The 22,437-nt window shown below is 59.4% G+C and carries 17 protein-coding genes; 7 read left to right on the forward strand and 10 right to left on the reverse strand.

Going from position 1 to position 22,437, the window contains the following annotated elements:
* Positions 1–21: 21 nt before the first annotated feature.
* Positions 22–180, reverse strand: coding sequence for a DUF3309 family protein (locus ACI514_RS03725; RefSeq protein ID WP_169432680.1), 159 nt, complete (start codon positions 178–180; stop codon positions 22–24).
* A 323-nt stretch (positions 181–503) separates the two neighbouring features.
* On the opposite strand from ACI514_RS03725, the gene ACI514_RS03730 reads away from it, so the two are divergent.
* The 3 genes from ACI514_RS03730 (at position 504) to csrA (ending at position 2,036) form a co-directional block, all read left to right on the forward strand.
* The gene (locus ACI514_RS03730) at positions 504–1,319 is read left to right on the forward strand and encodes an SDR family oxidoreductase (protein WP_160058978.1); all 816 of its coding nucleotides are present in this window, start codon (positions 504–506) and stop codon (positions 1,317–1,319) included.
* 63 nt (positions 1,320–1,382) lie between these two features.
* Positions 1,383–1,715, forward strand: a complete 333-nt coding sequence (locus tag ACI514_RS03735) for a YnfA family protein (RefSeq protein WP_405123101.1) — start codon at positions 1,383–1,385, stop codon at positions 1,713–1,715.
* A 135-nt stretch (positions 1,716–1,850) separates the two neighbouring features.
* On the forward strand, positions 1,851–2,036 hold the full coding sequence (gene csrA, locus ACI514_RS03740; protein ID WP_077574041.1) for a carbon storage regulator CsrA: 186 nt from the start codon (positions 1,851–1,853) through the stop codon (positions 2,034–2,036).
* Between the two features lie 5 nt (positions 2,037–2,041).
* Here csrA and ACI514_RS03745 read toward each other — a convergent pair whose 3' ends face one another.
* From ACI514_RS03745 to ACI514_RS03770, 6 genes are all read right to left on the reverse strand, one after another.
* Entirely contained in the window at positions 2,042–2,269 is a 228-nt protein-coding gene (locus ACI514_RS03745; protein ID WP_003199186.1) for a YheU family protein, read from the reverse strand.
* 170 nt (positions 2,270–2,439) lie between these two features.
* On the reverse strand, positions 2,440–3,630 hold the full coding sequence (locus ACI514_RS03750) for an osmoprotectant NAGGN system M42 family peptidase (protein ID WP_077574040.1): 1,191 nt from the start codon (positions 3,628–3,630) through the stop codon (positions 2,440–2,442).
* A gap of 175 nt (positions 3,631–3,805) precedes the next feature.
* Positions 3,806–5,554 (reverse strand): N-acetylglutaminylglutamine synthetase, encoded by a 1,749-nt coding sequence (gene ngg, locus ACI514_RS03755; protein ID WP_405123102.1) that lies wholly within the window; start codon positions 5,552–5,554, stop codon positions 3,806–3,808.
* Positions 5,555–5,557: 3 nt separating this feature from the next.
* Positions 5,558–7,330, reverse strand: a complete 1,773-nt coding sequence (locus ACI514_RS03760) for an N-acetylglutaminylglutamine amidotransferase (protein ID WP_405123103.1) — start codon at positions 7,328–7,330, stop codon at positions 5,558–5,560.
* Between the two features lie 166 nt (positions 7,331–7,496).
* Positions 7,497–8,225 (reverse strand): hypothetical protein, encoded by a 729-nt coding sequence (locus ACI514_RS03765; protein ID WP_405123104.1) that lies wholly within the window; start codon positions 8,223–8,225, stop codon positions 7,497–7,499.
* An 18-nt stretch (positions 8,226–8,243) separates the two neighbouring features.
* Complete coding sequence (locus tag ACI514_RS03770; RefSeq protein WP_405123105.1) at positions 8,244–9,230, reverse strand: dermonecrotic toxin domain-containing protein; 987 nt, start codon at positions 9,228–9,230, stop codon at positions 8,244–8,246.
* 274 nt (positions 9,231–9,504) lie between these two features.
* Between ACI514_RS03770 and ACI514_RS03775 the strand changes: the two genes are divergently transcribed.
* Entirely contained in the window at positions 9,505–14,328 is a 4,824-nt protein-coding gene (locus ACI514_RS03775; RefSeq protein WP_405123106.1) for an NEL-type E3 ubiquitin ligase domain-containing protein, read from the forward strand.
* 4 nt (positions 14,329–14,332) lie between these two features.
* Here ACI514_RS03775 and mnmC read toward each other — a convergent pair whose 3' ends face one another.
* Positions 14,333–16,312: a bifunctional tRNA (5-methylaminomethyl-2-thiouridine)(34)-methyltransferase MnmD/FAD-dependent 5-carboxymethylaminomethyl-2-thiouridine(34) oxidoreductase MnmC gene (mnmC, locus tag ACI514_RS03780; RefSeq protein WP_405123107.1), complete on the reverse strand. Its 1,980-nt coding sequence runs from the start codon at positions 16,310–16,312 to the stop codon at positions 14,333–14,335.
* Positions 16,313–16,484: 172 nt separating this feature from the next.
* Here mnmC and pap point away from each other — a divergent pair, with 172 nt between their 5' ends.
* Together pap and ACI514_RS03790 are read left to right on the forward strand one after the other, a co-directional pair.
* Positions 16,485–17,999: a polyphosphate:AMP phosphotransferase gene (gene pap / locus ACI514_RS03785; RefSeq protein ID WP_160058972.1), complete on the forward strand. Its 1,515-nt coding sequence runs from the start codon at positions 16,485–16,487 to the stop codon at positions 17,997–17,999.
* Positions 18,000–18,101: 102 nt separating this feature from the next.
* Positions 18,102–19,286, forward strand: coding sequence for a thiolase family protein (locus ACI514_RS03790; protein WP_405123108.1), 1,185 nt, complete (start codon positions 18,102–18,104; stop codon positions 19,284–19,286).
* A 135-nt stretch (positions 19,287–19,421) separates the two neighbouring features.
* Here the strand turns inward: ACI514_RS03790 and ACI514_RS03795 are convergent, their stop codons facing one another.
* Positions 19,422–19,616, reverse strand: a complete 195-nt coding sequence (locus ACI514_RS03795; protein WP_405123109.1) for a DUF6316 family protein — start codon at positions 19,614–19,616, stop codon at positions 19,422–19,424.
* A 210-nt stretch (positions 19,617–19,826) separates the two neighbouring features.
* Here ACI514_RS03795 and ACI514_RS03800 point away from each other — a divergent pair, with 210 nt between their 5' ends.
* A complete protein-coding gene (locus ACI514_RS03800) occupies positions 19,827–20,786 on the forward strand; it encodes a DMT family transporter (RefSeq protein WP_405123110.1) in 960 nt (319 codons plus the stop codon).
* Between the two features lie 104 nt (positions 20,787–20,890).
* Here ACI514_RS03800 and ACI514_RS03805 read toward each other — a convergent pair whose 3' ends face one another.
* Positions 20,891–22,285 (reverse strand): class II fumarate hydratase, encoded by a 1,395-nt coding sequence (locus ACI514_RS03805; RefSeq protein WP_007908383.1) that lies wholly within the window; start codon positions 22,283–22,285, stop codon positions 20,891–20,893.
* Positions 22,286–22,437: the final 152 nt, after the last annotated feature.

Here is a 22,437-nt window from a genome sequence, read left to right on the forward strand (position 1 = left end):
TTTTTACGCTTGCTTGAAGCGTTATATCCGACCGAGTAACAGCAGGACCAACAGCACCACCAACACCACGCCGATAATGCCCGAAGGACCATAACCCCAACTTCTGGAGTGCGGGAAGACCGGCAGACCACCGATCAGCAACAGGATCAGGATAATGATTAGAATTGTGCCCATGTCGATTTCCTTGTTGATAGTGTTCGAGAAGTCTTGGTATTCAAGGGCGACTGGAGACTAAGTAATTCCAGACGGCTTACAAATTCCGACCGGTGCGCGTGAAAGAAAATTCAATGTTTTTTTAATGTATTTGGATTGCTCGATTATTTCCTTTGCAGCGAAAAGATCGCAGCCTCGTTTCACTCGACAGCTCCTGCACGACTCCAAGTAGGAGCTGCCGAAGGCTGCGATCTTTTGATCTTGCATTCAGCAACTTGATGGAGCGTGGGCGCGCGCCGATCCTTCGCTACACTCCGCGCATCTTCCCCGGAACAACAAGGCTGTGTGCTATGCAAAATCGCATGATGATCACTGGTGCGGGCTCGGGCCTGGGTCGCGAAATCGCGCTGCGCTGGGCGCGTCAAGGCTGGCAACTGGCCTTGTCCGACGTCAGCGAGCCCGGCCTGCAGGAAACCTTGAAAATGGTCCGTGAGGCGGGTGGTGACGGTTTTGTTCAGCGCTGCGATGTGCGTGATTACAGCCAGCTCACTGCGTTCGCTCAGGCCTGCGAAGAGAAACTCGGCGGCATCGACATCATCGTCAACAACGCCGGTGTCGCCTCCGGCGGTTTCTTCAGCGAACTGTCGCTGGAAGACTGGGACTGGCAGATCGCGATCAACCTGATGGGCGTGGTCAAGGGCTGCAAAGCGTTTCTGCCGCTGCTCGAGCAAAGCAAAGGCAAGATCATCAACATCGCCTCCATGGCCGCATTGATGCAAGGCCCGGCGATGAGCAACTACAACGTGGCCAAGGCCGGCGTGGTTGCACTCTCGGAAAGCCTGTTGATTGAACTGGCGCAACAGGAAGTCGCCGTGCATGTCGTTTGCCCGTCATTCTTCCAGACCAACTTGCTCGACTCGTTCCGTGGCCCGACGCCGGCGATGAAGGCGCAGGTCGGCAAGTTGCTGGAAAGTTCGCCGATCACGGCGGCGGACATCGCCGACTACATTTATCAGCAAGTGGCGGCCGGCGAGTTCATGATCCTGCCCCACGAACAAGGGCGCATGGCGTGGGCTATCAAGCAGAAGAATCCGCAACTGCTCTACAACGAGATGACTTCCATGGCCGAAAAAATGCGCGCCAAAGCCAAACAGAATAACGGCTGACCTTGCCCGTTGCAGACGGCATCGTTAGGGTGGCCGCAATGGTCACCCTGTCGAGACGCGTCAATGCTCAATTACTTGTGGTTCTTCCTCGCGGCGTTGTTTGAAATCGCCGGTTGTTTCGCCTTCTTCATGTGGCTGCGCCAGGGCAAAAGTGCTCTGTGGGTGATTCCTGCGCTGCTCAGTCTGACCTTGTTCGCGTTGTTGTTGACTCGCGTCGAAGCCAATTATGCCGGACGCGCCTACGCCGCGTACGGCGGGATCTACATCGTCGCGTCGATTGGCTGGCTGATGCTGGTCGAGCGGGTGCGTCCATTGGGTTCGGACTGGATCGGCGTGGCACTGTGCGTGATCGGCGCCAGCGTGATTCTGTTCGGGCCGCGATTTTCTGCGGCGTGAGGGTTGGTTGTCGGAAACGTCTGACGGCTTGATGCGAGCATGGCTGTAAGGCAAAACTGATTTGCCCTCCATGCATTGTAGAGCCGCGGCAAGCCGCGCATCTTCAGGGTTCGCTAACCCTGAAGGACGAATCTCATGCTTGTACTCAGCCGTGTCGTTGGTGAGTTGATTTCAATCGGTGATGACATCACCTTGCGCGTTCTGTCAGTGAACGGCTCCAGCGTGCGTTTTGGCGTCGAGGCGCCACAAAAGGTCAACGTGCACCGCGCGGAGGTCTATGAGCGGATTCAGCGCAAGCAGGCCACGCAGAAAGTTCGCTGAGGATTTCAATCGAACAGATGCTTGGGCACATCGTGCTTGAGCATCAACTGGCACTGCTCGCTTTCCGGGTCGAAGACGATCAGCGCCTGGCCTTTGGTCAAGGCCTGACGCACGCGCAGCACGCGGGTTTCCAGTGGCGTGTCATCGCCATTGTCGGTGCCGTCGCGAGTGACGAAATCTTCGATGAGGCGGGTGAGGGTGTCGACTTCAAGTTGGTCGTGGGGAATGAGCATGGGCACCTCGGTCAAATCAATGTCGGGATGCTACGGCGATTGCGGGTTGGCTGCCAGTTTTGTGTTGCCTGTACTGACGCCATCGCGAGCAGGCTCACTCCTACAAGGGAACGCATTCCCAAGGTAGGCCTTCGCCTGCTCGCGATAGCGGTATTCCAAACAACGATGATTTAACTATCGGAACGCTGCCCCACCAGACTGTCCACCGACGGCACCCGCGTATCGCTCTCCATCTGCGTGTCATGTTCAATCTGATGACTGAAGCGATCCAGCGAAGCATTCGCCGGTGCCGCATCGCTGGCAAACACCGGCGGACTCAGAATGTAAGCCCCGAGCAGTCGGCTCAGAGCCGCCAGGCTGTCGATGTGCGTGCGCTCATAACCATGGGTCGCATCACAGCCAAAGGCGAGCAGGGCGGTGCGGATATCGTGGCCGGCCGTCACCGCCGAATGCGCATCGCTGAAGTAATAACGGAACAGGTCGCGGCGCACCGGCAGTTCGTTTTCACCGGCCAGACGCAGCAAATGTCGCGACAGGTGATAGTCGTACGGGCCGCCGGAATCCTGCATCGCCACACTCACTGCGTGTTCGCTGGAGTGCTGGCCGGGAGCGACCGGCGCGATGTCGATGCCGACGAATTCGCTGACGTCCCACGGCAATGCTGCCGCCGCGCCGCTGCCTGTTTCTTCGGTGATGGTAAACAGCGGATGGCAGTCGATCATCAGTTCCTGACCGCTGTCGACGATGGCTTTGAGTGCCGCCAGCAGTGCCGCAACCCCGGCCTTGTCATCGAGGTGGCGGGCGCTGATGTGGCCGCTTTCGGTAAACTCCGGCAGCGGATCGAACGCCACCACGTCGCCGATGCTGATACCCAGCGAATCGCAATCGGCCTTGGTCGCACAGTAGGCGTCCAGACGCAGTTCGACGTGATCCCAACTGATGGGCATCTCGTCCACTGCAGTGTTGAAGGCATGCCCGGAGGCCATCAGCGGCAAGACACTGCCGCGAATCACACCGTTGTCGGTAAACAGGCTGACGCGGCTGCCCTCGGCGAAACGGCTTGACCAGCAGCCGACCGGGGCGAGGGTCAGACGGCCGTTGTCTTTGATCGCACGGACGGCGGCGCCGATAGTATCGAGGTGCGCCGAGACGGCGCGGTCGGGGCTGTTTTTCTTGCCCTTGAGCGTGGCGCGAATGGTGCCGCGCCGGGTCATTTCGAACGGGATGCCGAGTTCCTCCAGACGCTCGGCTACGTAACGCACGATGGTGTCGGTGAACCCGGTGGGACTGGGAATGGCGAGCATTTCCAGAAGGACTTTTTGCAGGTAGTTGAGATCCGGTTCGGGGATTTGCGTGGTCATGGAAACTCCTGATGGGTTGAGCACACCGATGGTTTCGATGAGGAAATATGGGTGGTGGATTTAAGGGCCTCTTCGCGAGCAGGTCGAATCGTCGCACCGTCGCTCCCACAGGGGAATGCATTCCAAATGTGGGAGCGAGCTTGCTCGCGAAGGCGTCAGCCCAGACAAAGCGGATTCAAGAAACAACCGGCTGACTGTGCGGAAACAACAAATCGACAAACCGCTCCGCCGTCGGTTGCGGCTCATGGTTGGCCAACCCGGCGCGTTCGTTGGCCTCGATAAACACGTACTCCGGTTGATCCGCCGCTGGCACCATCAAGTCGAGGCCAACCATCGGAATATCCAGCGCTCGCGCCGCGCGCACGGCGGCATCGACCAGGGTCGGGTGCAGAATCGCCGTGACGTCTTCCAGAGTGCCGCCGGTGTGCAAATTTGCCGTGCGCCGCACAAACAAATGTTCACCGGCCGGCAGAATGCTGCTGTAGTCATACCCGGCCGCATGCAGGGTGCGCTGGGTTTCGTGGTCCAGCGGGATCTTGCTTTCGCCGCTGGTGGCCGCTTGCCGACGGCGGCTCTGCGCTTCGATCAACGCGCCCACCGAATGCTGACCATCGCCAACCACTTCCGCCGGTTTGCGAATCGCTGCAGCGACCACTTCAAAGCCAATCACCAGAATCCGCAGATCAAGCCCTTCGTGGAAGCTTTCCAGCAGCACGCGGCTATCAAATTGCTTCGCCGTTTCGATGGCCTGCTGCACCTCTTCGATGCTCTGCAGATCCACCGCCACGCCCTGGCCCTGTTCGCCGTCGAGCGGCTTGACCACCACTCGCTGATGCTCGTCGAGGAAGGCCAGGTTATCGTCGGCATTTCCGGCCAGTTGCTGCGAAGGCAGGTTCAGACCGGCGCCCTTCAGCACTTTGTGCGTGAGGCTTTTGTCCTGACACAAACTCATGCTGATCGCGCTGGTCAGGTCGCTCAGCGATTCGCGGCAACGCACGCGACGCCCGCCGTGGCTGAGGGTGAACAGCCCGGCATCGGCGTCATCCACCTGCACGTCGATGCCGCGTCGATGAGCTTCTTCAACGATGATCCGCGCATACGGATTGAACTGCGCCTCCGGCCCCGGGCCCAGAAACAACGGTTGGTTGATGCCGTTCTTGCGCTTGATGGCGAAGGTCGACAGGTTGCGAAAACCGAGCTTGGCATAAAGACTTTTCGCCTGGCGGTTGTCGTGCAACACCGACAGATCCAGATAGCTCAGGCCGCGACTCATGAAGTGTTCGATCAAGTGTCGCACCAGCACTTCACCGACTCCCGGGCGCGAGCACTGCGGATCAACCGCCAGGCACCACAGGCTGCTGCCGTTTTCCGGATCGTTGAAGGCTTTTTGATGGTTCAGGCCCATGACACTGCCGATCACCGCGCCGCTGTCTTCGTCCTCGGCCAGCCAATACACCGGGCCGCCCTGGTGATGCGGAGTCAGCCGTGTGGCATCGATCGGCAACATGCCGCGTGCCTGATACAACAGATTGATCGCCTGCCAGTCCGCCTCACTCTGTGCACGGCGGATACGAAAGCCGCGAAACACTCGGGTGGCCTGACGATAATCGCTGAACCACAGGCGCAAAGTGTCGGACGGGTCGAGAAACAATTGCGTCGGCTCCAGGCCGAGAATCTGCTGCGGTGCAGCGACGTACAGCGCGATATCGCGCTCGCCGGGCTGCTCTTTGAGCAGTTCCTGCGCCAGCGATGCCGGGTCAGGAAAGGTGTGGCCGATCAGTAACCGGCCCCAGCCGCAATGCAGCGCAATCGGCTCGGCGGCCAACGTGCTGCCGTCTTCGGCCAGACGTGCCTGCAAGCGTTCGTAGGACGGTGCCTGACCGCGAAGCAGCCGCTGGTTGATGGCCGTGGCGTGGGGTTTCATCGATCAGATTCCTTGTTCACTGAGCCACAGGTTCAGGGCCGCCAGTTGCCACAGTTTCGAACCGCGCAACGGCGTCAGTTGGCCTTGCGGATCGGTCAGCAATTTATCGAGCATGGCCGGGTTGAACAGGCCGCGATCCTGACTCGGATCAAGCAGCAGTTCGCGTACCCAGTTCAACGTGTCGCCCTGCAAGTGCTTGAGGCCGGGCACCGGGAAGTAGCCTTTTTTGCGGTCGATCACTTCACTCGGAATGACTCGGCGTGCAGCTTCTTTCAGCACTTGTTTACCGCCATCCGGCAGCTTGAATTGGCCCGGGACACGGGCCGACAGTTCAACCAGTCGATAGTCGAGAAACGGCGTACGCGCCTCCAGACCCCAGGCCATGGTCATGTTGTCGACGCGTTTGACCGGGTCGTCGACCAGCATCACCGTGCTGTCCAGACGCAGGGCTTTGTCGACGGCTGCGTCGGCGCCGGGCTGGGCGAAATGTTCTTTCACAAAATCACCGGCCGCGTCATGCGCAGTCAACCATTGCGGTTGCACGGTGGCGGCGTAGTCGTCATAGCTGCGATCGAAAAACGCATTGCGATACGCCGCATACGGATCGGCTGCGCCATCGACTTGCGGGTACCAGTGATAACCGGCAAACAGTTCGTCGGCACCTTGGCCGCTCTGTACCACCTTGCAGTGCTTGGCGACTTCGCGCGACAGCAGATAGAAAGCGATGCAGTCATGGCTGACCATCGGCTCGCTCATCGCACGGAACGCGGCGGGCAGCTGCTCGATGATCTCTTTTTCGTCGATGCGCAATTGGTGATGCTGAGTGCCGTAGTGTTTGGCGATCAGATCGGAATACTGAAACTCGTCACCGCGTTCGCCGCCGGCATCCTGGAAACCGATGGAGAAGGTCGACAGGTTCTCCACGCCGACTTCACGCAACAGGCCAACGAGCATGCTCGAATCGACGCCGCCGGACAGCAGCACACCAACATCCACCGCCGCACGTTGACGAATCGCCACCGCCTCGCGAGTGCTGTCGAGGACGCGGTCGACCCAGTCTTCCAGCTTCAGGTTTTTCTCGTCTTCGTGCGGGCCGTAAGGCAGGGTCCACCAGGTTTTCTGCTCGGTGCGGCCGTCGACTTCAACGCGCATCCAGGTCGCCGGTGGCAGCTTTTCAATGCCGGCCAGCAGGGTGCGTGGCGCCGGGACCACGGCATGGAAGTTCAGGTAGTGATTGAGCGCCACCGGATCGAGGATCGGGTTGATGTCGCCGCCCTTGAGCAGCGCCGGCAAGGCCGAAGCAAAACGCAAACGCTGACCAGTGCGCGACAGGTACAACGGCTTCACGCCGAGACGGTCGCGGGCGATGAACAGGCGTTGGGCGTCGCGTTCCCAAATGGCAAACGCGAACATGCCGTTGAGCTTCGGCAGCAGCGCTTCGCCCCAGGCGTGATAGCCCTTGAGCAGCACTTCGGTATCGCCACCGGAATAGAAGGCGTAACCCAGCGCTTCGAGTTCGGCGCGCAGTTCCGGGAAGTTGTAGATCGCGCCATTGAAGGCCAGGGACAGGCCCAGTTCACTATCGATCATCGGCTGCGCCGAGCCGTCCGACAGGTCCATAATTTTCAGGCGTCGATGGCCCAGGGCAATCGGCCCTTGGGCATGGAAGCCCCACGCGTCGGGGCCGCGAGGGGCCAGGTGATGGGTGATTCTCTCGATCGCTGCAAGGTCTGCAGGTTGTTGATCAAAACGTAACTCGCCAGCTAATCCGCACATAAAGTCCTTACCGGTTTTTCCGTTGGGGAGGGGTCAAGCCGTACCTCGCCAAAAGGGCGGGTACTCAGAAACTGACCCGCCGCGGTAAGTGGAGTTTTAGAACGATAAGTTATAAGGCGGATAGCACGACAAAGCGTGCTTGCAATCATTGCCGAGTGACGGCGAGTCAGGGCTGGGGCGCGGGGACAGCCTGTTGACTGTGCAAACGCCAGCCAGCACTGGGCGAATACACCACGGCTGGCTGATAGCTAGAGCGACTCAAAGGATGGCGAATACGCCAGGCCAAGGGGTTGGGTTCCACTTCGTACACTGTTGCGTCGATCTGGATGTAGTGACGCCCGTTGAAGTTCAGCACCCGGCGATCATCGTCGTCGGAGTACGCGTCATCCGTCACCCGGTTTGCAACGTGAGAAGGGACTTCATAGCCGGTCAATGCGCGTTTCCACAGCCGATACCCTTGCTGCAGGTGCGGATGCTCTTGCACTTCGAATGTCTTGAAGTATTCCCCTGCCGATTCGCCGCTGGCATCCGCACCGAGGCTTTGTGTATCGGTGGCTGCCAATGACTTTTGCAGGTCCAGCAGTTGCCCCAACGCGGTGTGCTTTTCTCTGCTCGTCCAGTTTTCGAGGCCGGTGAACACTGTGCCCAGCAAGGCATCGGCTGCGGTGGTGCGCCAGTGCCGGCTGAACTCATAAATCAAAGTGGCGGAAAGGGGCGGGCGCCTGTGTCGCAGATGATTTTCCCGGCGCTGGGCATGCACACTTTCATTGACATTGGCCACCGGTACGGCCACTTCTTTGACGTCGGATAACAGCTTGTCCAGGCGATGCATGAAAAGAGAGTGAAACATGCACTTGTCCAGCGGGGTGAAAGCAATATCGTCTTTTAACGACATGTTGGTGTGGTCGCGATTTTAAAAGTCATCTTGGTCGATGTTGTTCAGGTGCGAGGCAATCGAACTGCGCAAAGAAGGCATTGCTATGATGTGCGTTGCCAGTCTTGTTCTGATGTTGTCTTCGTCTTTTTCCTCATAAAAGCCTTGGCCTGGATCATTGGGGATATAAAGGATGTAGCTGTCTTGTGTCGCTGTCGGGTTTAGGCGACAGACGATCAGTGTTGCGTGAATCGTATACTTGCGAAAAAGTTTTACCGACATCAGACGGATTTTTTCCTGATTGAAAGTTGCACCGTTGTCGATATCGTTATTGTCGTTGGTAAAGTCCACCAAGGTAGACAGTAATTCATCGGATATGCGTTTGGTCAGGGATTTCTCGTAGGCTGCAAGTCTCATATTGAGTTTGCCCAGACTAACCGCACTCAGTCGAACACTCGACACTTCAAAAGTGAGGTTGAGATGTTTCTGATAGGCGCCGCCGAGGTCGAGGGTACGGCTCAACGCCGCAAAATCGTGGGCAGTGATGCTGGCCTGATCGGCCGGTTCGAACGGCGCATCCTGAGGGTCGGGTTGCGTTTTACTGTCGAGGGAAAAGTGATATTTACCCGTTTCGGTATCGGTGAAGTTGAGCATCGCCGCATGCAGCAGGCTCAGGCTGAGCGCCGCTGTGTGCTTGGTGGCCGCCGGTTTGAGCGTGATGGTGTCATGATTTCGGAATGCGTTGGCGTATTGCTTCTGCAACTCAATTCTGAGCATTCGGCCGCAGAATTTTTCCGGCGTTGCCAGTTCGCGAAGCATTTTCTCGAAATAGTTCTGATAAGGGATCGCCTTGACCAGGGTTGAGCGCAGCCCCGCCAGTTTCGCGGCATCAGCGTTGGGTAAGCCATGGGAGATGAAACGCTCGAGGATCTTGGCTTTGTCCCAGTCATTGATTTTGTCGAGTAGCGCCTTGACCGTTTCGTCGTTGGGTAATGTGTTTGGCTGTTTGTCCAGTAATGAAGTCATGCGGCAAATCTCGTCGTCGATCGGAGTTCTCATGTTATGGCGTCGCCGGAGTGTTGAATAACGCCATTAGTTGATTGATTGGCTTATTCAAACAACCATTTTTTGATTGAAGCATATAACTATGTACCACCCTGCGCGCGCGGGTGGTACATAGTTATACTGATGATGAGAGACGTTGTTGGTTTGCTGGGTTTTTGTCAGAACTTCGAGCTGTTGGTTATTGCTTGAAAGCGCTAAGGTTGATGTTCTAACCCGCAATAAAGGACTATTGCCAATGTCAGCCGAAGCAAAAAAAGAACAGCTATTGCAAAACACGATTTTGAGCGCGTTGCTGGACGCCACAGGGGATCTGGACAGCGCCGAAGCCTTGCAGAAAATCCTGCCGGCGCATTGGCTGAAAGCGACCCCGGCGACGTTATCTGCCCTTGATCAGACCGTCCGTGATCTGCACTCGGTTCAGCTTGTCGTGCAGAAGGATCTGGATGCGCTGAAACCCTTGCAGGCGTTCTGCATTGACGAACTGAGCAGTGCCTTGAAAAGCAAATGGTCGCTGACCTTTGATGTTGAAAAAGATCTGTTGAGCCTGCCCGGCGTCGACTGCGGGTGCCCGGCCACATCGACCGACAAGGATGGTATCCAGACGATCCCGCACGCGACGCAGACGCTGCTGCAAGCGGCCATGCAGAACTTCAGCGAAGATGAGGCGACAGACTCGTTTCCCGAGGGCAGTCTGGTGCGGATAAGCAGTGCGCCGGCGGGTGTGGAGGGGCTGACTCCAGTTGCCTTCGCCAGGTTTTGCCGGGAGCTGGATCTGGGCAAGCGCTATCAGGCGCATTTTCAGCAGGTCTTTGGTCTGCGCAGCAGCGACGACAAGGTGATCGCCACGCGTTCGATGACTCGCGATATCGCGAAAATGAAAAGGTTGTTGCTGCAACTGGACATGCACCTGGCGGTACTGAAAAACCACCTCACACCGGCAGGCCTGCAAATGCTGCAGACACTGATTGATGCTGACGGCGTGGTGTCAGCGAAAACGCTGTACTACAACAAGCGCCCGCTGATCATGCAAGGCATCGAGATCCTCGATAGCTGTGTCTGGGGCGTCGTGGTGTTTTCCGCCCGTTCCGTGGAGCTGTATCCGGATGAATGGTGCCTGGTGTACATGGCCGCAGAGCCAGAACGTCCGCTGTACGAATACTCCAGTTTCAATGCATTCAAGCAATACCTCACCCGGCAGTTGAAAGAGAAACGCTACAAGGATTATTTCGCCAACAGCATCGACGAGGATGACAAGGCGGATTTCTTCAAGACGTTCGCCGAGACCGCCGAGTTGGGGCACATCAAACAACTGCCGATCAGCGTGCCGCTCTTTGAATTCATGGTGCAAAGCCATGTCGGCAAGCTGCAACTGGATGCGCGCAAGCTGGCGGTACCGACCGAGGATATCGATGAGGATGTGCGCCAGAAACGCTTGCTGGATATGCTCCAGTTGGGGGTGAGTGTGGTTTCGGTAGCCGGTCTGGTCGTGCCGGTGCTCGGGCAATTGATGATGGGCGTTGCCGTCGGGCAGTTACTGGGCGAGGTCTACGAAGGTGTCGAGGACTGGCGCCGTGGCGATCACCAGCAAGCGCTTTCACACTTGCTCAGTGTGGTGGAGAACATCGCGCTGATGGCTGCGTTTGCCGGCGGGCAAAAAGTGCTCGGCACGCTCGGCCGCAAACTGGTGAAGTCACACCCCGATTTTTTCGGGCAATTCACCACCATTCTCAATCGGTCCGGCAAGCCACGGCTGTGGAAACCCGACATGGTCAGTTATGAGCATCAGCTTCCTTGGGGGGTGACCATGGCCGATAACTCGGAGGAGTTCTATCAGGTTGGCGCCAAGACCCTCGGTCGCGTCGACCATCGGATCTTCGCCGTTACCTACGATTCAGCATCTGAGGGCTGGCGCCTCGAACATCCGCAGCGCCCGCAGGCTTATGCGCCGCCGTTGGAGCGGCATGTCGAGGGTGGCTGGCGACTGGCGACCGACCATGCCGAGCAGTGGAACAGTGCCGCCTACACCCTCAAACGCATCGATCCGAATCTGAGTGAGTTCAGCGACACCGATCTGGATATGATCCGCCGGCTCAGTGGCACCTCGCACGAGCAGTTGCTGCGGATCTTCAATGACAATCTGCCGCTGCCGGGGCGGTTGCGCGATGCCGTGGAGCGTGTGCGCATCGAGCGCCAGTTGCGGCAACTGATCCGCGAGCTGGAGCACGGCGAAATCCATTCCGGCCAGCCAGTGGAGGCGCAGTTGCAGGGCTTGCCGAAGTTACCCGGCTGGCCGAACGACCGCTATCTTGAAGTCACCGATGCCGAGGGCGAAATCAAGGCGACCTATCCACTGACCCCAGTGCACGACGATTCGGCTTGTGTGTTGGTGACGGACGATCAATTGGCCAGCGGTCGATTGCTGCAAACGGTCATCGATGGCTTGTATCGCTCCGAAGTCGAAGCCTTGCTGGGGGAAAAGGTCGCCAGCAGCGCTGAAGCGCAACAGTTGGCAAAGACCCTGGGGGCGGCGCTGAAGGCTGATCGTCGCGCTGTGTTCGAGCGCCTGTACGAAGATTATGACCAGAGCGACGCCGACCACCTCAGGCCATTGCGCAGTGAGTTTTCCGAGGTTCCCAGCCGTGAGGCGCAAGCACTGATCGACCGGGCGTCCAGTGTCGAGCGTGTGCATCTGCACAGCGCCGGACGGATGCACCTGGGGCTGGCGCAGCGGGTGCGGGCGGCCAATAGCGAGGTACGCCTTGATCGCGCGCTGACAGGCTTTGATTTACCGGAGATCGCCAATGCCGATACCGAAAAACTGGCGATTCAACTGTTGCCACACTTGAGTGGCTGGGACGCGGAACTGCGTCTGGTGCTGCGAGACCGCACCCTCAAAGGACCGATTCTCGAAAGCATCGGTCCAGAAGCTGCGACGTCTTTGAAAACCTGCACGCTGGTCAAATCGGCGGCTGGGTATGAAGCATTGGGCGGCGACGGCAAATCCCTCGGCAAGATTGCCGCCGGGCCGGATGCTTTGTATGGCGCACTGCTCAAAGCGCTGCCGCCGCGTCAGCGAATGGCCATGGGTTTCCCCGATCCTGTAGCGGCGGACAGTGCGCGATTACGTCGTGTGCTGCTCAACAGTGGACTGGATGGGCGTGAGCCAGGCAAACGGATCCTGATCAGCGGCAAGGCTGAGCCGCTCGACTATGAACACGCTTGTCTTCAAGCCGATCCTTCATCCGCGACGAATCATCCGCGCGCCTTGTTGCGCAAGGTCAGAAGGCTTTACCCGAGTTTGACCGAAACCCAGGCGATTCAATTGATCGACACCTTCGGCGATGATCCGCTGAGTCGAGCGGTTCGAGTGAAAGCGCTAAGGCAGGACCTGAAAAAACTGCGAGCCACGTTGAAAACCTGGAGTGAGGACAACGCCGCCATGACAGCAGACGGGGGCGATCTGCGAGAACTGCGGCACAGTCGCAAGGCGGTGGCCGAGATGATCGAGGACAGCTTTCGCCGGCTGTTTTGGGCGAAGGACGAAAGCGGCCAGTCCGTCTGTGTGCTGAATCTGGACGGCATGCGCGTGGCCAGGTTGCCGACGTTGCCACCGGGGCTGAGCTTCGATCACATTCAGCAGTTGTCGCTCAAGAACATGGCGCAGGATGACGATGTCGCGTATTTCCTCAAGGCGTTCAAGCAGATCGAATCACTTGAACTCGACGAAAACAAACTGACACGGCTCCCGGAGATGTTGTCGCACATGCCCGGACTCACACGGTTGAATCTGGCAAACAATCAGATCCGGCTGACCGAACAGACGCTGGCGAAGCTCAGCCAATTGCGCACGCTGCAGCATCTGAATTTGAACGATAACTTGCTGGGCGCAACGCCGGATGTGAGCCGTATGTTTGATTTGCGGCGTTTGTTGCTGCGTGAAACCGGTCTTACCGAAATGCCCAAGGGCCTGGAGCGTCTACCGTCGCTGGATTGGGTGGATTTGCGCAGTAATCAGATTAAAGACCTGCCGGGCTGGCTGTTCAAGACGCCGAGACGCTTTAGTCAGGCGCTCAACCTGCGCGCCAATCCTCTGTCCGAAACCAGTAAGGCCTTTCTGGAAACTTACCGAGGCAACGTCGGTGTCGGCATGGGCTATCTGGAAAACGACATTGCCCGGCTCGACGAGCAACAGGCACGCCTGCTTTGGTTCAACGATGGTGTCGGCCATGACTGGCCTCGGCGTAACAGGGTCTGGACGGCTTTCAAAGAGGACTCGCGAGCCGAGGGCTTGTTTCACTTGCTCTCGGAACTGGGCAGTACGGCCGATTCGCAACGCGTGCGCAGTGAGATGCAACGGCGGGTCTGGGCTGTGCTGGAGGCGGCCGAAGCGGATGCGCCGTTGTGTGATCAGGTACTGAGCCTGGCCGCCAACCCGATCAACTGCACGGACAGCGCGGCAATGAACTTCAGTTATCTGGAAGTCGCCGTGGAAGTCGATCGGGTGACCAGCCTGGCCGGTGGCCGGATCACTACGGCCAAACCGCTGCTGAAACTGGGACGTGGCCTGTTCCGGCTGGATCAACTGGACCGGATTGCTCAGGAACACGCCGCCAGGGTGCCGACTGCCGACCCGCTGGAGGTGAACCTGGCCTATCGCGTGGGACTGGCCGACACGCTGGATTTGCCGGGCCAGCCACGGAACATGCGCTTTGCCATGCTGGCGGGAGTGACCGCTGAGGATCTGGAATTGGCGACGAACAAGGTGAAAACGGCTGAATTGTCTTCCGAGTGGTTGAAGTTCTTGCGGCGCCAGCCGTTCTGGAGTGATTACCTCAAGCGCACGTTTGGCCGACAGTTTGCGGGCATTGATGGCACGTTCTCGCCAAAACTCGATGCCGTGTTCGAACAGGCCGATGCGCTCAGTTCTGCGGACTACCTGAGCACAATGGAAGCGGTGAGACTTGAACGGGAGACGGCCGAAAACGCTCTGCTGACGCGTCTGACCGACGATGCCATCCGCCTGGAGAATCTGGGCATCTGTGCGATGTCCCTGGACTGAAGATCTACTTGCCGCGAATCAACCGACGTAGTGCGAAACGGTTGGGGTGGCAGGCTTCGGCCACGCTTCTGGGCAGCGGCAACGGTTCGTTGTCCAGCCACGCGGCGAGCAGCTCACCGGACAGTGGCGCGGTGATCAGGCCCCGCGAACCGTGGCCACTGTTGACGTACAGACCGTCGAGCCACGGGCAGACGATGTCCGGCACTTGCCGGGCATCCTTGCTCAGGACGGCATAGGCCTCGAGGAAGGCATCGCGATCGGTGAGGGGGCCGACAATCGGCAAATAGTCCGGGCTGGTGCAGCGGAAAGCCGCGCGGCCCTGAAGGTTTTCGACTGCCTGTTCGCGGATGTTCAGGCGCTCGACGAGGTCGCTGGAGATCTCTTCGAGCATCAGCAGATTGCCTTGGTGTTCGGCGGTGGTCGGCGTCAGGTCATCGCTGTTGAAATCGAAACTGGCACCGAGGGTGTGCTCGCCCAATCGGGCCGGGGCGACATAGCCTTCGGCACAGACCACGGTGGCCAGCGTCTGACTGCCGGCGGTTTCGGCGAGACGAGTGATTTGCCCGCGAATGCGCTTGAGTGGCAACTCGGCACTTTGCGCGAAGCGTTTGATTTCGGCCGCACCGGCCAGCACCACGACCGCTGCGCTGGCAATCAAACGGTCGCCGTCGAAGGCTTGCCATTGATCGTCAACCTTGTGCAGTTCCAGTACTTCACGGTGGCTGAGCAATTCGATGTTCGGTTGCGCCACTTGTGCCTGACACAGCGCCGGCGGATGCACCCAGCCACCTTCGGGATAGTACAAACCGCCATGGCTAACGCCGACCCCGGCGCGGGCTTGCGCCTCGGGCTGATCCAGCCATTGCAAAAGATCTTCGGGAAAGGCCTCAGCCAGTTGCGCGTGGCGCTCGGCTTCCTTGGCATTGAACGCCAGTTGCAGCACACCACAATCGTCCCAATCGGTGCCGCGTTGCAGGGTTTCCAGCAGACGGCGGGTGTAACCGAAACCGCTGACGATCAGTTGCGACAGCGCCGTGCCGTGGGCAGACAACTTCAGGTACAGCACACCTTGTGGATTGCCGGAAGCTTCTTGCGCCACGGCTTCATGGCGTTCCAGCAACGAGACCTGCCAGCCGCGTGCGGCCAGACTGGACGCCGTGGCACATCCCGCCAGACCGGCGCCGATCACCAGCGCACGACGCTCACCGACAATCGGGGCAGGGCGCGCGAACCACGGCTTTTGCGCAGCAGGCGGCGACACCTGCGCTGGCCAGCCGAGAAATTCGCCCCGGAGGATTTCCCACTTGTGGCCGATGCCCGGCGTGCGCTTCATTTTGAACCCGGCGGCATTCAGCAAACGCCGTACCCAACCGGTGCTGGTGAAGGTGCTGATAGTCGAGCCGGGCGCGGCCAGCCGTGCCAGTTCGACAAACAGTTCGGCGGTCCACATGTCAGGGTTTTTCGCCGGGGCGAAACCGTCGAGAAACCATGCGTCGATCTGCGCGTCGAGCTGCGGCAGCTGCTCCAGTGCATCGCCGATCAACAGCGTCAGCGTCACGCGGCCGTTGGCCAACGTGATGCGCTGAAAACCCTGATGGATTGCCACGTAGTGCGTCAGCAACTGATCGGCCAACGGCTTGAGTTCCGGCCACAAGGCCAAGGCCCGTTGCAGATCGGCCGGGCTCAGCGGGTATTTTTCGACGCTGACAAAATGCAGCCGCGCACCGGCCACTGCATGCTGCTCGAACAGCTGCCAGGCACAGAGAAAATTCAGCCCGGTGCCGAAGCCGGTTTCACCAATAACCAACCGACCGCTTGCCGGCAACGCCGCAAAGCGCTCGGCCAGACGGTTTTGTTCGAGGAACACATAACGGGTTTCATCCAGACCTGATTGGTCGGAAAAATACACGTCATCGAACACCCGCGAACGCGGGCGTCCCTGGTCATCCCAGTCGAGTTGGGCGTGGGGCAATACAGGTTTCATGGCAGGCTCGGCAACGACAAGGCGGCCATTCTAGCCGATCGCGCAGGGGCTGCTTGATCCATGGCAAGGCTTGCGGTCACTGACTCGCGGACAATCCGTCGCTCGCGGGAATTTCTGCGCCGTTGCTATGCCCAATCCGCTAGTCTTGCTGAATCCTGGAAGGAGCCGTCCCATGTTTGAATCCGCTGAAATCGGTCACGCCATCGACAAAGACACCTTTGATGCGGCCGTCCCGGCATTGCGTGAAGCCTTGCTCGAAGCGCAGTTCGAGTTGCAGCAGCAGAAGCGTTTCCCGGTGATCATCTTGATCAACGGTATTGAAGGTGCGGGCAAGGGCGAGACGGTCAAGTTGCTCAACGAGTGGATGGACCCGCGCCTGATCGAAGTGCGCACCTTCGATCAGCAGACTGATGAAGAGTTGTCGCGGCCTCCGGCGTGGCGCTACTGGCGGATGCTCCCGGCCAAGGGGCGCATGGGTATTTTCTTCGGCAATTGGTATAGCCAGATGCTGCAGGGGCGGGTGCATGGCTTGTTCAAGGATCCGCGTCTGGATCAGGCAATCGCCGGCGCCGAGCGTCTGGAAAAGATGCTCTGTGATGAAGGCGCGCTGATCTTCAAGTTCTGGTTTCACCTGTCCAAGAAACAGATGAAGGCCCGGCTCAAAGCACTGGCCGATGATCCGCTGCACAGCTGGCGCATCAGCCCGCTGGACTGGCAGCAATCAGAAACCTACGACAAGTTCGTCAAATACGGCGAGCGCGTGCTGCGCCGTACCAGCCGTGATTACGCGCCGTGGCACGTGATCGAAGGCGCTGACGCCAACTACCGTAGCCTGGCGGTCGGCAAGATTCTCCTCGAAGGTTTGCAAAATGCGCTGAAGCGTGCGGACGTGCATCCGCACGATGTCAGCGCCGCGCCGTTGGGTACACCGGTCGATCAGTTGAACCTGCTCGACAGTCTCGACCTGACCCAGCGCCTTGAGAAGAAAGACTACGAAGAACAACTGATCACCGAGCAGGCGCGCCTGTCCGGGCTGATGCGCGACAAACGCATGCGCCGCCACGCGTTGGTGGCGGTGTTCGAAGGCAACGACGCGGCGGGCAAGGGCGGGGCGATCCGCCGGGTGGCGGCGGCGCTCGATCCACGTCAATACAACATCGTGCCGATTGCCGCGCCGACTGAAGAGGAGCGTGCGCAGCCATACTTGTGGCGTTTCTGGCGGCACATTCCGGCGCGCGGCAAGTTCACCGTGTTCGACCGCTCCTGGTACGGGCGCGTGCTGGTCGAACGCGTCGAAGGCTTCTGCACGCCGGCCGACTGGTTGCGCGCCTATGGCGAGATCAACGATTTTGAAGAGCAACTGGCCGACGCAGGAGTCATCGTGGTCAAGTTCTGGCTGGCCATCGACAAGGACACGCAGATGGAGCGTTTCCAGGAACGCGAAGAGATCCCGTTCAAGCGCTTCAAGATCACCGAGGACGACTGGCGCAACCGCGACAAGTGGGATGAATACCGTGCCGCCGTCGGCGATATGGTCGATCGCACCAGCTCCGAGATCGCGCCGTGGACCTTGGTTGAAGCCAATGACAAGCGCTGGGCACGGGTCAAAGTGCTGCGTACGATCAACCGTGCCCTGGAAGAGGCTTTCGAGAAATCCGACAAGCACGCGAAGAAGCACAAGGACTGAGCCGATAGACGCGCATACGCGGGGTGAATGATTGTCGCGGTGGTTGATGCGGTGGACTTATGCTCGGTCCACTCTCAACTGACCAGAACAATGAGGTATGCCATGCGTGAAGTGGTGATCGTCGACAGTGTGCGGACTGGCCTGGCCAAATCCTTTCGCGGTAAGTTCAACCAGACCCGTCCCGATGACATGGCGGCTCATTGCGTCAACGCGCTGCTTGAGCGCAACGACATCGACCCGGCCAGCGTCGAGGATTGCATCGTCGGCGCCGGCTCCAACGAAGGCGCGCAGGGTTACAACATCGGCCGCAACGTCGCGGTGCTCTCGCGTCTGGGCACCGGCACCGCCGGCATGACCCTCAACCGTTTTTGTTCCTCAGGCTTGCAGGCGATCGCGATTGCCGCCAACCAGATTGCCTCGGGTTGCAGCGACATCATTGTCGCCGGCGGCGTCGAGTCGATCAGCCTGACGATGAAAAGCGTCAACACCGATCACCTGATCAACCCTGTGCTCAAGCAGCAGTCGCCGGGTATTTATTACACGATGGGCCAGACTGCCGAAGTGGTCGCGCGACGTTATGGCGTGAGCCGTGAAGCGCAGGATCGTTACTCCCTGCAAAGTCAGATTCGCACTGCGGCGGCGCAGGCCGCCGGGCTGTTCAACGATGAAATCGTGCCGATGGTGGTCAAGTATCGTGTCGAGGACAAGAACACCGGTGAAGTGCAGATTCTTGATGGCGTGGTGGATCGCGACGATTGCAACCGCCCGGACACCACTTACGAAAGCCTCGCTGGACTAAAACCGGTATTCGCCGAGGACGGTTCGGTGACGGCGGGCAACTCGTCTCAGCTGTCCGACGGTGCCTCGATGACACTGGTGATGAGCTTGGAAAAAGCCTTGCAACTGGGCCTCAAGCCGAAAGCGTTTTTCCGTGGTTTCACCGTGGCCGGTTGTGAACCGGACGAGATGGGCATTGGTCCAGTGTTCTCGGTGCCGAAACTGCTCAAGGCCAAGGGTTTGCAAGTGGCGGATATCGACTTGTGGGAGTTGAACGAGGCGTTTGCTTCGCAGTGCCTGTACAGCAGGGATCGGCTGGAGATCGACAACGACAAGTACAACGTCAACGGCGGCTCGATTTCCATTGGCCACCCGTTTGGCATGACCGGATCGCGGCAGGTCGGGCATCTGGTGCGCGAGTTGCAGCGGCGTAATCTGCGTTATGGGATTGTCACGATGTGCGTGGGCGGGGGGATGGGCGCTACCGGGTTGTTTGAGGCGGTTCGCTAAGCACTGACCTGTTTGGTGTCTGATCTACCGCTTTCGCGAGCAGGCTCGCTCCCACATGGGTTAAGGGTGTACATAGTTTTCATGTTCACCCCAATCCTGTGGGAGCGAGCCTGCTCGCGAAGGGATCGACCGGGTTTACCGGTTGTTATCCTGTAGCTGCATCCGCGCGATATAAGCCTTTATTTCCTGCTCAGCCTTCTCGGCATTCTCAAACGGCCCTTCAAGGGTATTTTCCCGAGTGCTGAAAAACAGTTCGCCATTGATCCGGCACACCCGGTCGCTGCGAAAGTGCATTTCGGGGGCGCCGTCGCGGGCGCGCATTCCTAACATGATCGGTCTCCTTGGCTGATGTGCTGGAAGGGATCCAATGAGCTTATGCCTGAAGCACTTGACGCGCCCGTCCAGCCGATCAACGGCGGCACGCCAATTTAATGCTGCGACCTGCACAGTTTTATTCGCGTCCTGGCCTTAACTGTCCCTGTGACCCGTCTGATCGCGCGCCTAGAATGGGCGCACTTGTCAGCAGGCTTTGAGGTTCGCATGCACATTTCATCCGGTCGCTGGGTCTACGGTCTGTTCCTGGCGCTGCTGACCGCGTTTCTGTGGGGCATCCTGCCGATCAAACTCAAACAAGTCTTGCTGGTGATGGACCCGGTGACGGTGACCTGGTTTCGTCTGTTGGTTTCCGGTGGTTGTCTGTTCATCTATCTGGCGGCAGTGAAGCGCCTGCCCAGCCGTAAAGTGCTCGGGCCCAAGGGTGGCTGGCTGGTGCTGATGGCGGTGCTCGGGCTGGTCGGCAACTATGTGTTGTACCTGATGGGTCTCAATTTGCTCAGCCCCGGCACCGCACAACTGGTGGTGCAGATGGGCCCGATCATGTTGCTGATCGCCAGTCTGTTTGTGTTCAAGGAACGCTTCAGTATCGGTCAGGGCATTGGTCTGGCGGCGCTATTGATCGGTTTTGTGTTGTTCTTCAATCAGCGCTTGGCCGAGCTGCTGACCTCGCTGTCGGATTACACCGCAGGGGTTTTGCTGGTGCTGCTGGCGTCGACGGTGTGGACCTTCTATGCGCTGGGCCAGAAGCAATTGCTGACGGTGTGGAATTCGCTGCAGGTGATGATGGTGATCTATCTGTTCTGTGCACTGTTGCTGACGCCGTGGGTGCATCCGCTCGAAGCGTTGAATCTGAGTCCGCTGCAGGGTTGGCTGCTGTTGGCATGCTGCATGAACACGCTGATTGCCTACGGCGCGTTCGCTGAGGCGCTGGCGCACTGGGAGGCGTCGCGGGTCAGTGCGACGTTGGCGATTACGCCGTTGGTAACGTTTGGTGCCGTGGCGATTGCGGCCGGGATCTGGCCCGAATATGTGCGTGCCGAGCAGATCAATGCGCTGGGCTATGGCGGGGCGGTGCTGGTGGTACTGGGGTCGGCACTGGTGGCGTTGGGGCCTTCGTTGATTGCCGGGTTGAAGGCGCGGCGGATGAAGATGGCAGCAGGCTAACCGCGTCAGGGCCATCGCGAGCAGGCTCACTCCTACATTTGGAACGCATTCCCCCTGTAGGAGTGAGCCTGCTCGCGATGACTTATTAAGAAACGCTACAAAACTCAGCCCTTGGCGCCAGCCTCGATCATATTCTCCGGCCGCACCCAGGCATCAAACTCTTCATCGGTCAGATACCCCAGCGCCAACGCCGCCTCACGCAAGGTCAGTCCTTCGCTATAGGCCTTCTTGGCAATCTCCGCAGACTTGTCATAGCCGATGTGCGGGTTCAACGCGGTCACGAGCATCAGCCCACGTTCCAGATGTCTGGCCATGACCTCGGCATCCGGCTCCAGCCCGGCGATGCAGTGCTGCTGGAAGTTGCTACAGCCATCGGCGAGCAGGCGGATTGATTGCAGCAGGTTGTGGATGATCACCGGTTTGAACACGTTCAACTGCAAGTGACCCTGACTGGCGGCAATGCCGATGGTCACGTCATTGCCCAGTACCTGACAGGCGAGCATCGACAGCGCTTCGCACTGGGTCGGGTTGACCTTGCCCGGCATGATCGAACTGCCCGGCTCATTCGCCGGCAGGCGTACTTCGGCAAAACCTGCGCGTGGCCCGGAGCCGAGCAGACGCAGGTCGTTGGCGATTTTCATCAGCGCCACGGCGAGGGTTTTCAGCGCGCCCGACAGGCTGGTCAGCGGTTCGTGGCCGGCGAGGGCGGCGAACTTGTTCGGCGCGGTGACGAAGGGCAGGCCGGACAGCGCCGCCAGTTCTGCGGCAATCGCCTCGCCAAAACCGTGTGGCGAATTCAGCCCGGTACCGACCGCGGTGCCGCCCTGAGCCAGTTCACACACCGCCGGCAGCGCGGCGCGGATTGCGCGCTCGGCGTAATCCAGCTGCGCGATGAAACCCGACAGCTCCTGACCGAAGGTGATCGGCGTCGCGTCCATCATGTGCGTGCGCCCGGTCTTCACCAGTTTCATGTGCCGCGCCGCCAGTTCGGCGAGGCCGCCGGACAGCTCGGCAATTGCCGGCAGCAGTTGTTCCTGCACCGCTTGCGCAGTGGCGATGCTCATCGCGGTAGGGAAACAGTCGTTGGAGCTTTGCGAGCGGTTGACGTGATCGTTCGGGTGCACCGGCGTCTTGCCGCCGCGCGGGTTGCCGGCCAGTTCGTTGGCGCGACCGGCAATCACCTCGTTGACGTTCATGTTGCTCTGGGTGCCGCTGCCGGTCTGCCACACCACCAGTGGAAACTGGTCGTCGTGCTGGCCGTCGAGGACTTCGTCGGCGGCCTGCTCAATCAGGCGGGCGATGTCGGCGGGCAGGTCGCCGTTGCGGTCGTTGACCCGGGCGGCGGCTTTCTTGATCAGGGCCAGGGCGTGCAGTACCGGCAGCGGCATGCGTTCCTGACCAATGGCGAAGTTGATCAGCGAGCGTTGCGTCTGAGCACCCCAGTAAGCGTCGTCCGGGACTTCGATCTGGCCCAGACTGTCGGTTTCGATACGGCTCATCGTGCACACTCCTGTTGGTTCGTTTGCGCAGTTTAGGCCCGGTCGGACCCAGGTGGTTCCCTCGATCCGATTGTTGACCGGTAAAACCCGGCCAATCAAGCGCGGCAAGGCTCGGGGGTTGAGCGACGAGGTTTTTTAGGCGCAGAATGGTC

Origin of the sequence: Pseudomonas sp. M20 (assembly GCF_045037865.1) — a bacterium.
Lineage (GTDB): Bacteria > Pseudomonadota > Gammaproteobacteria > Pseudomonadales > Pseudomonadaceae > Aquipseudomonas.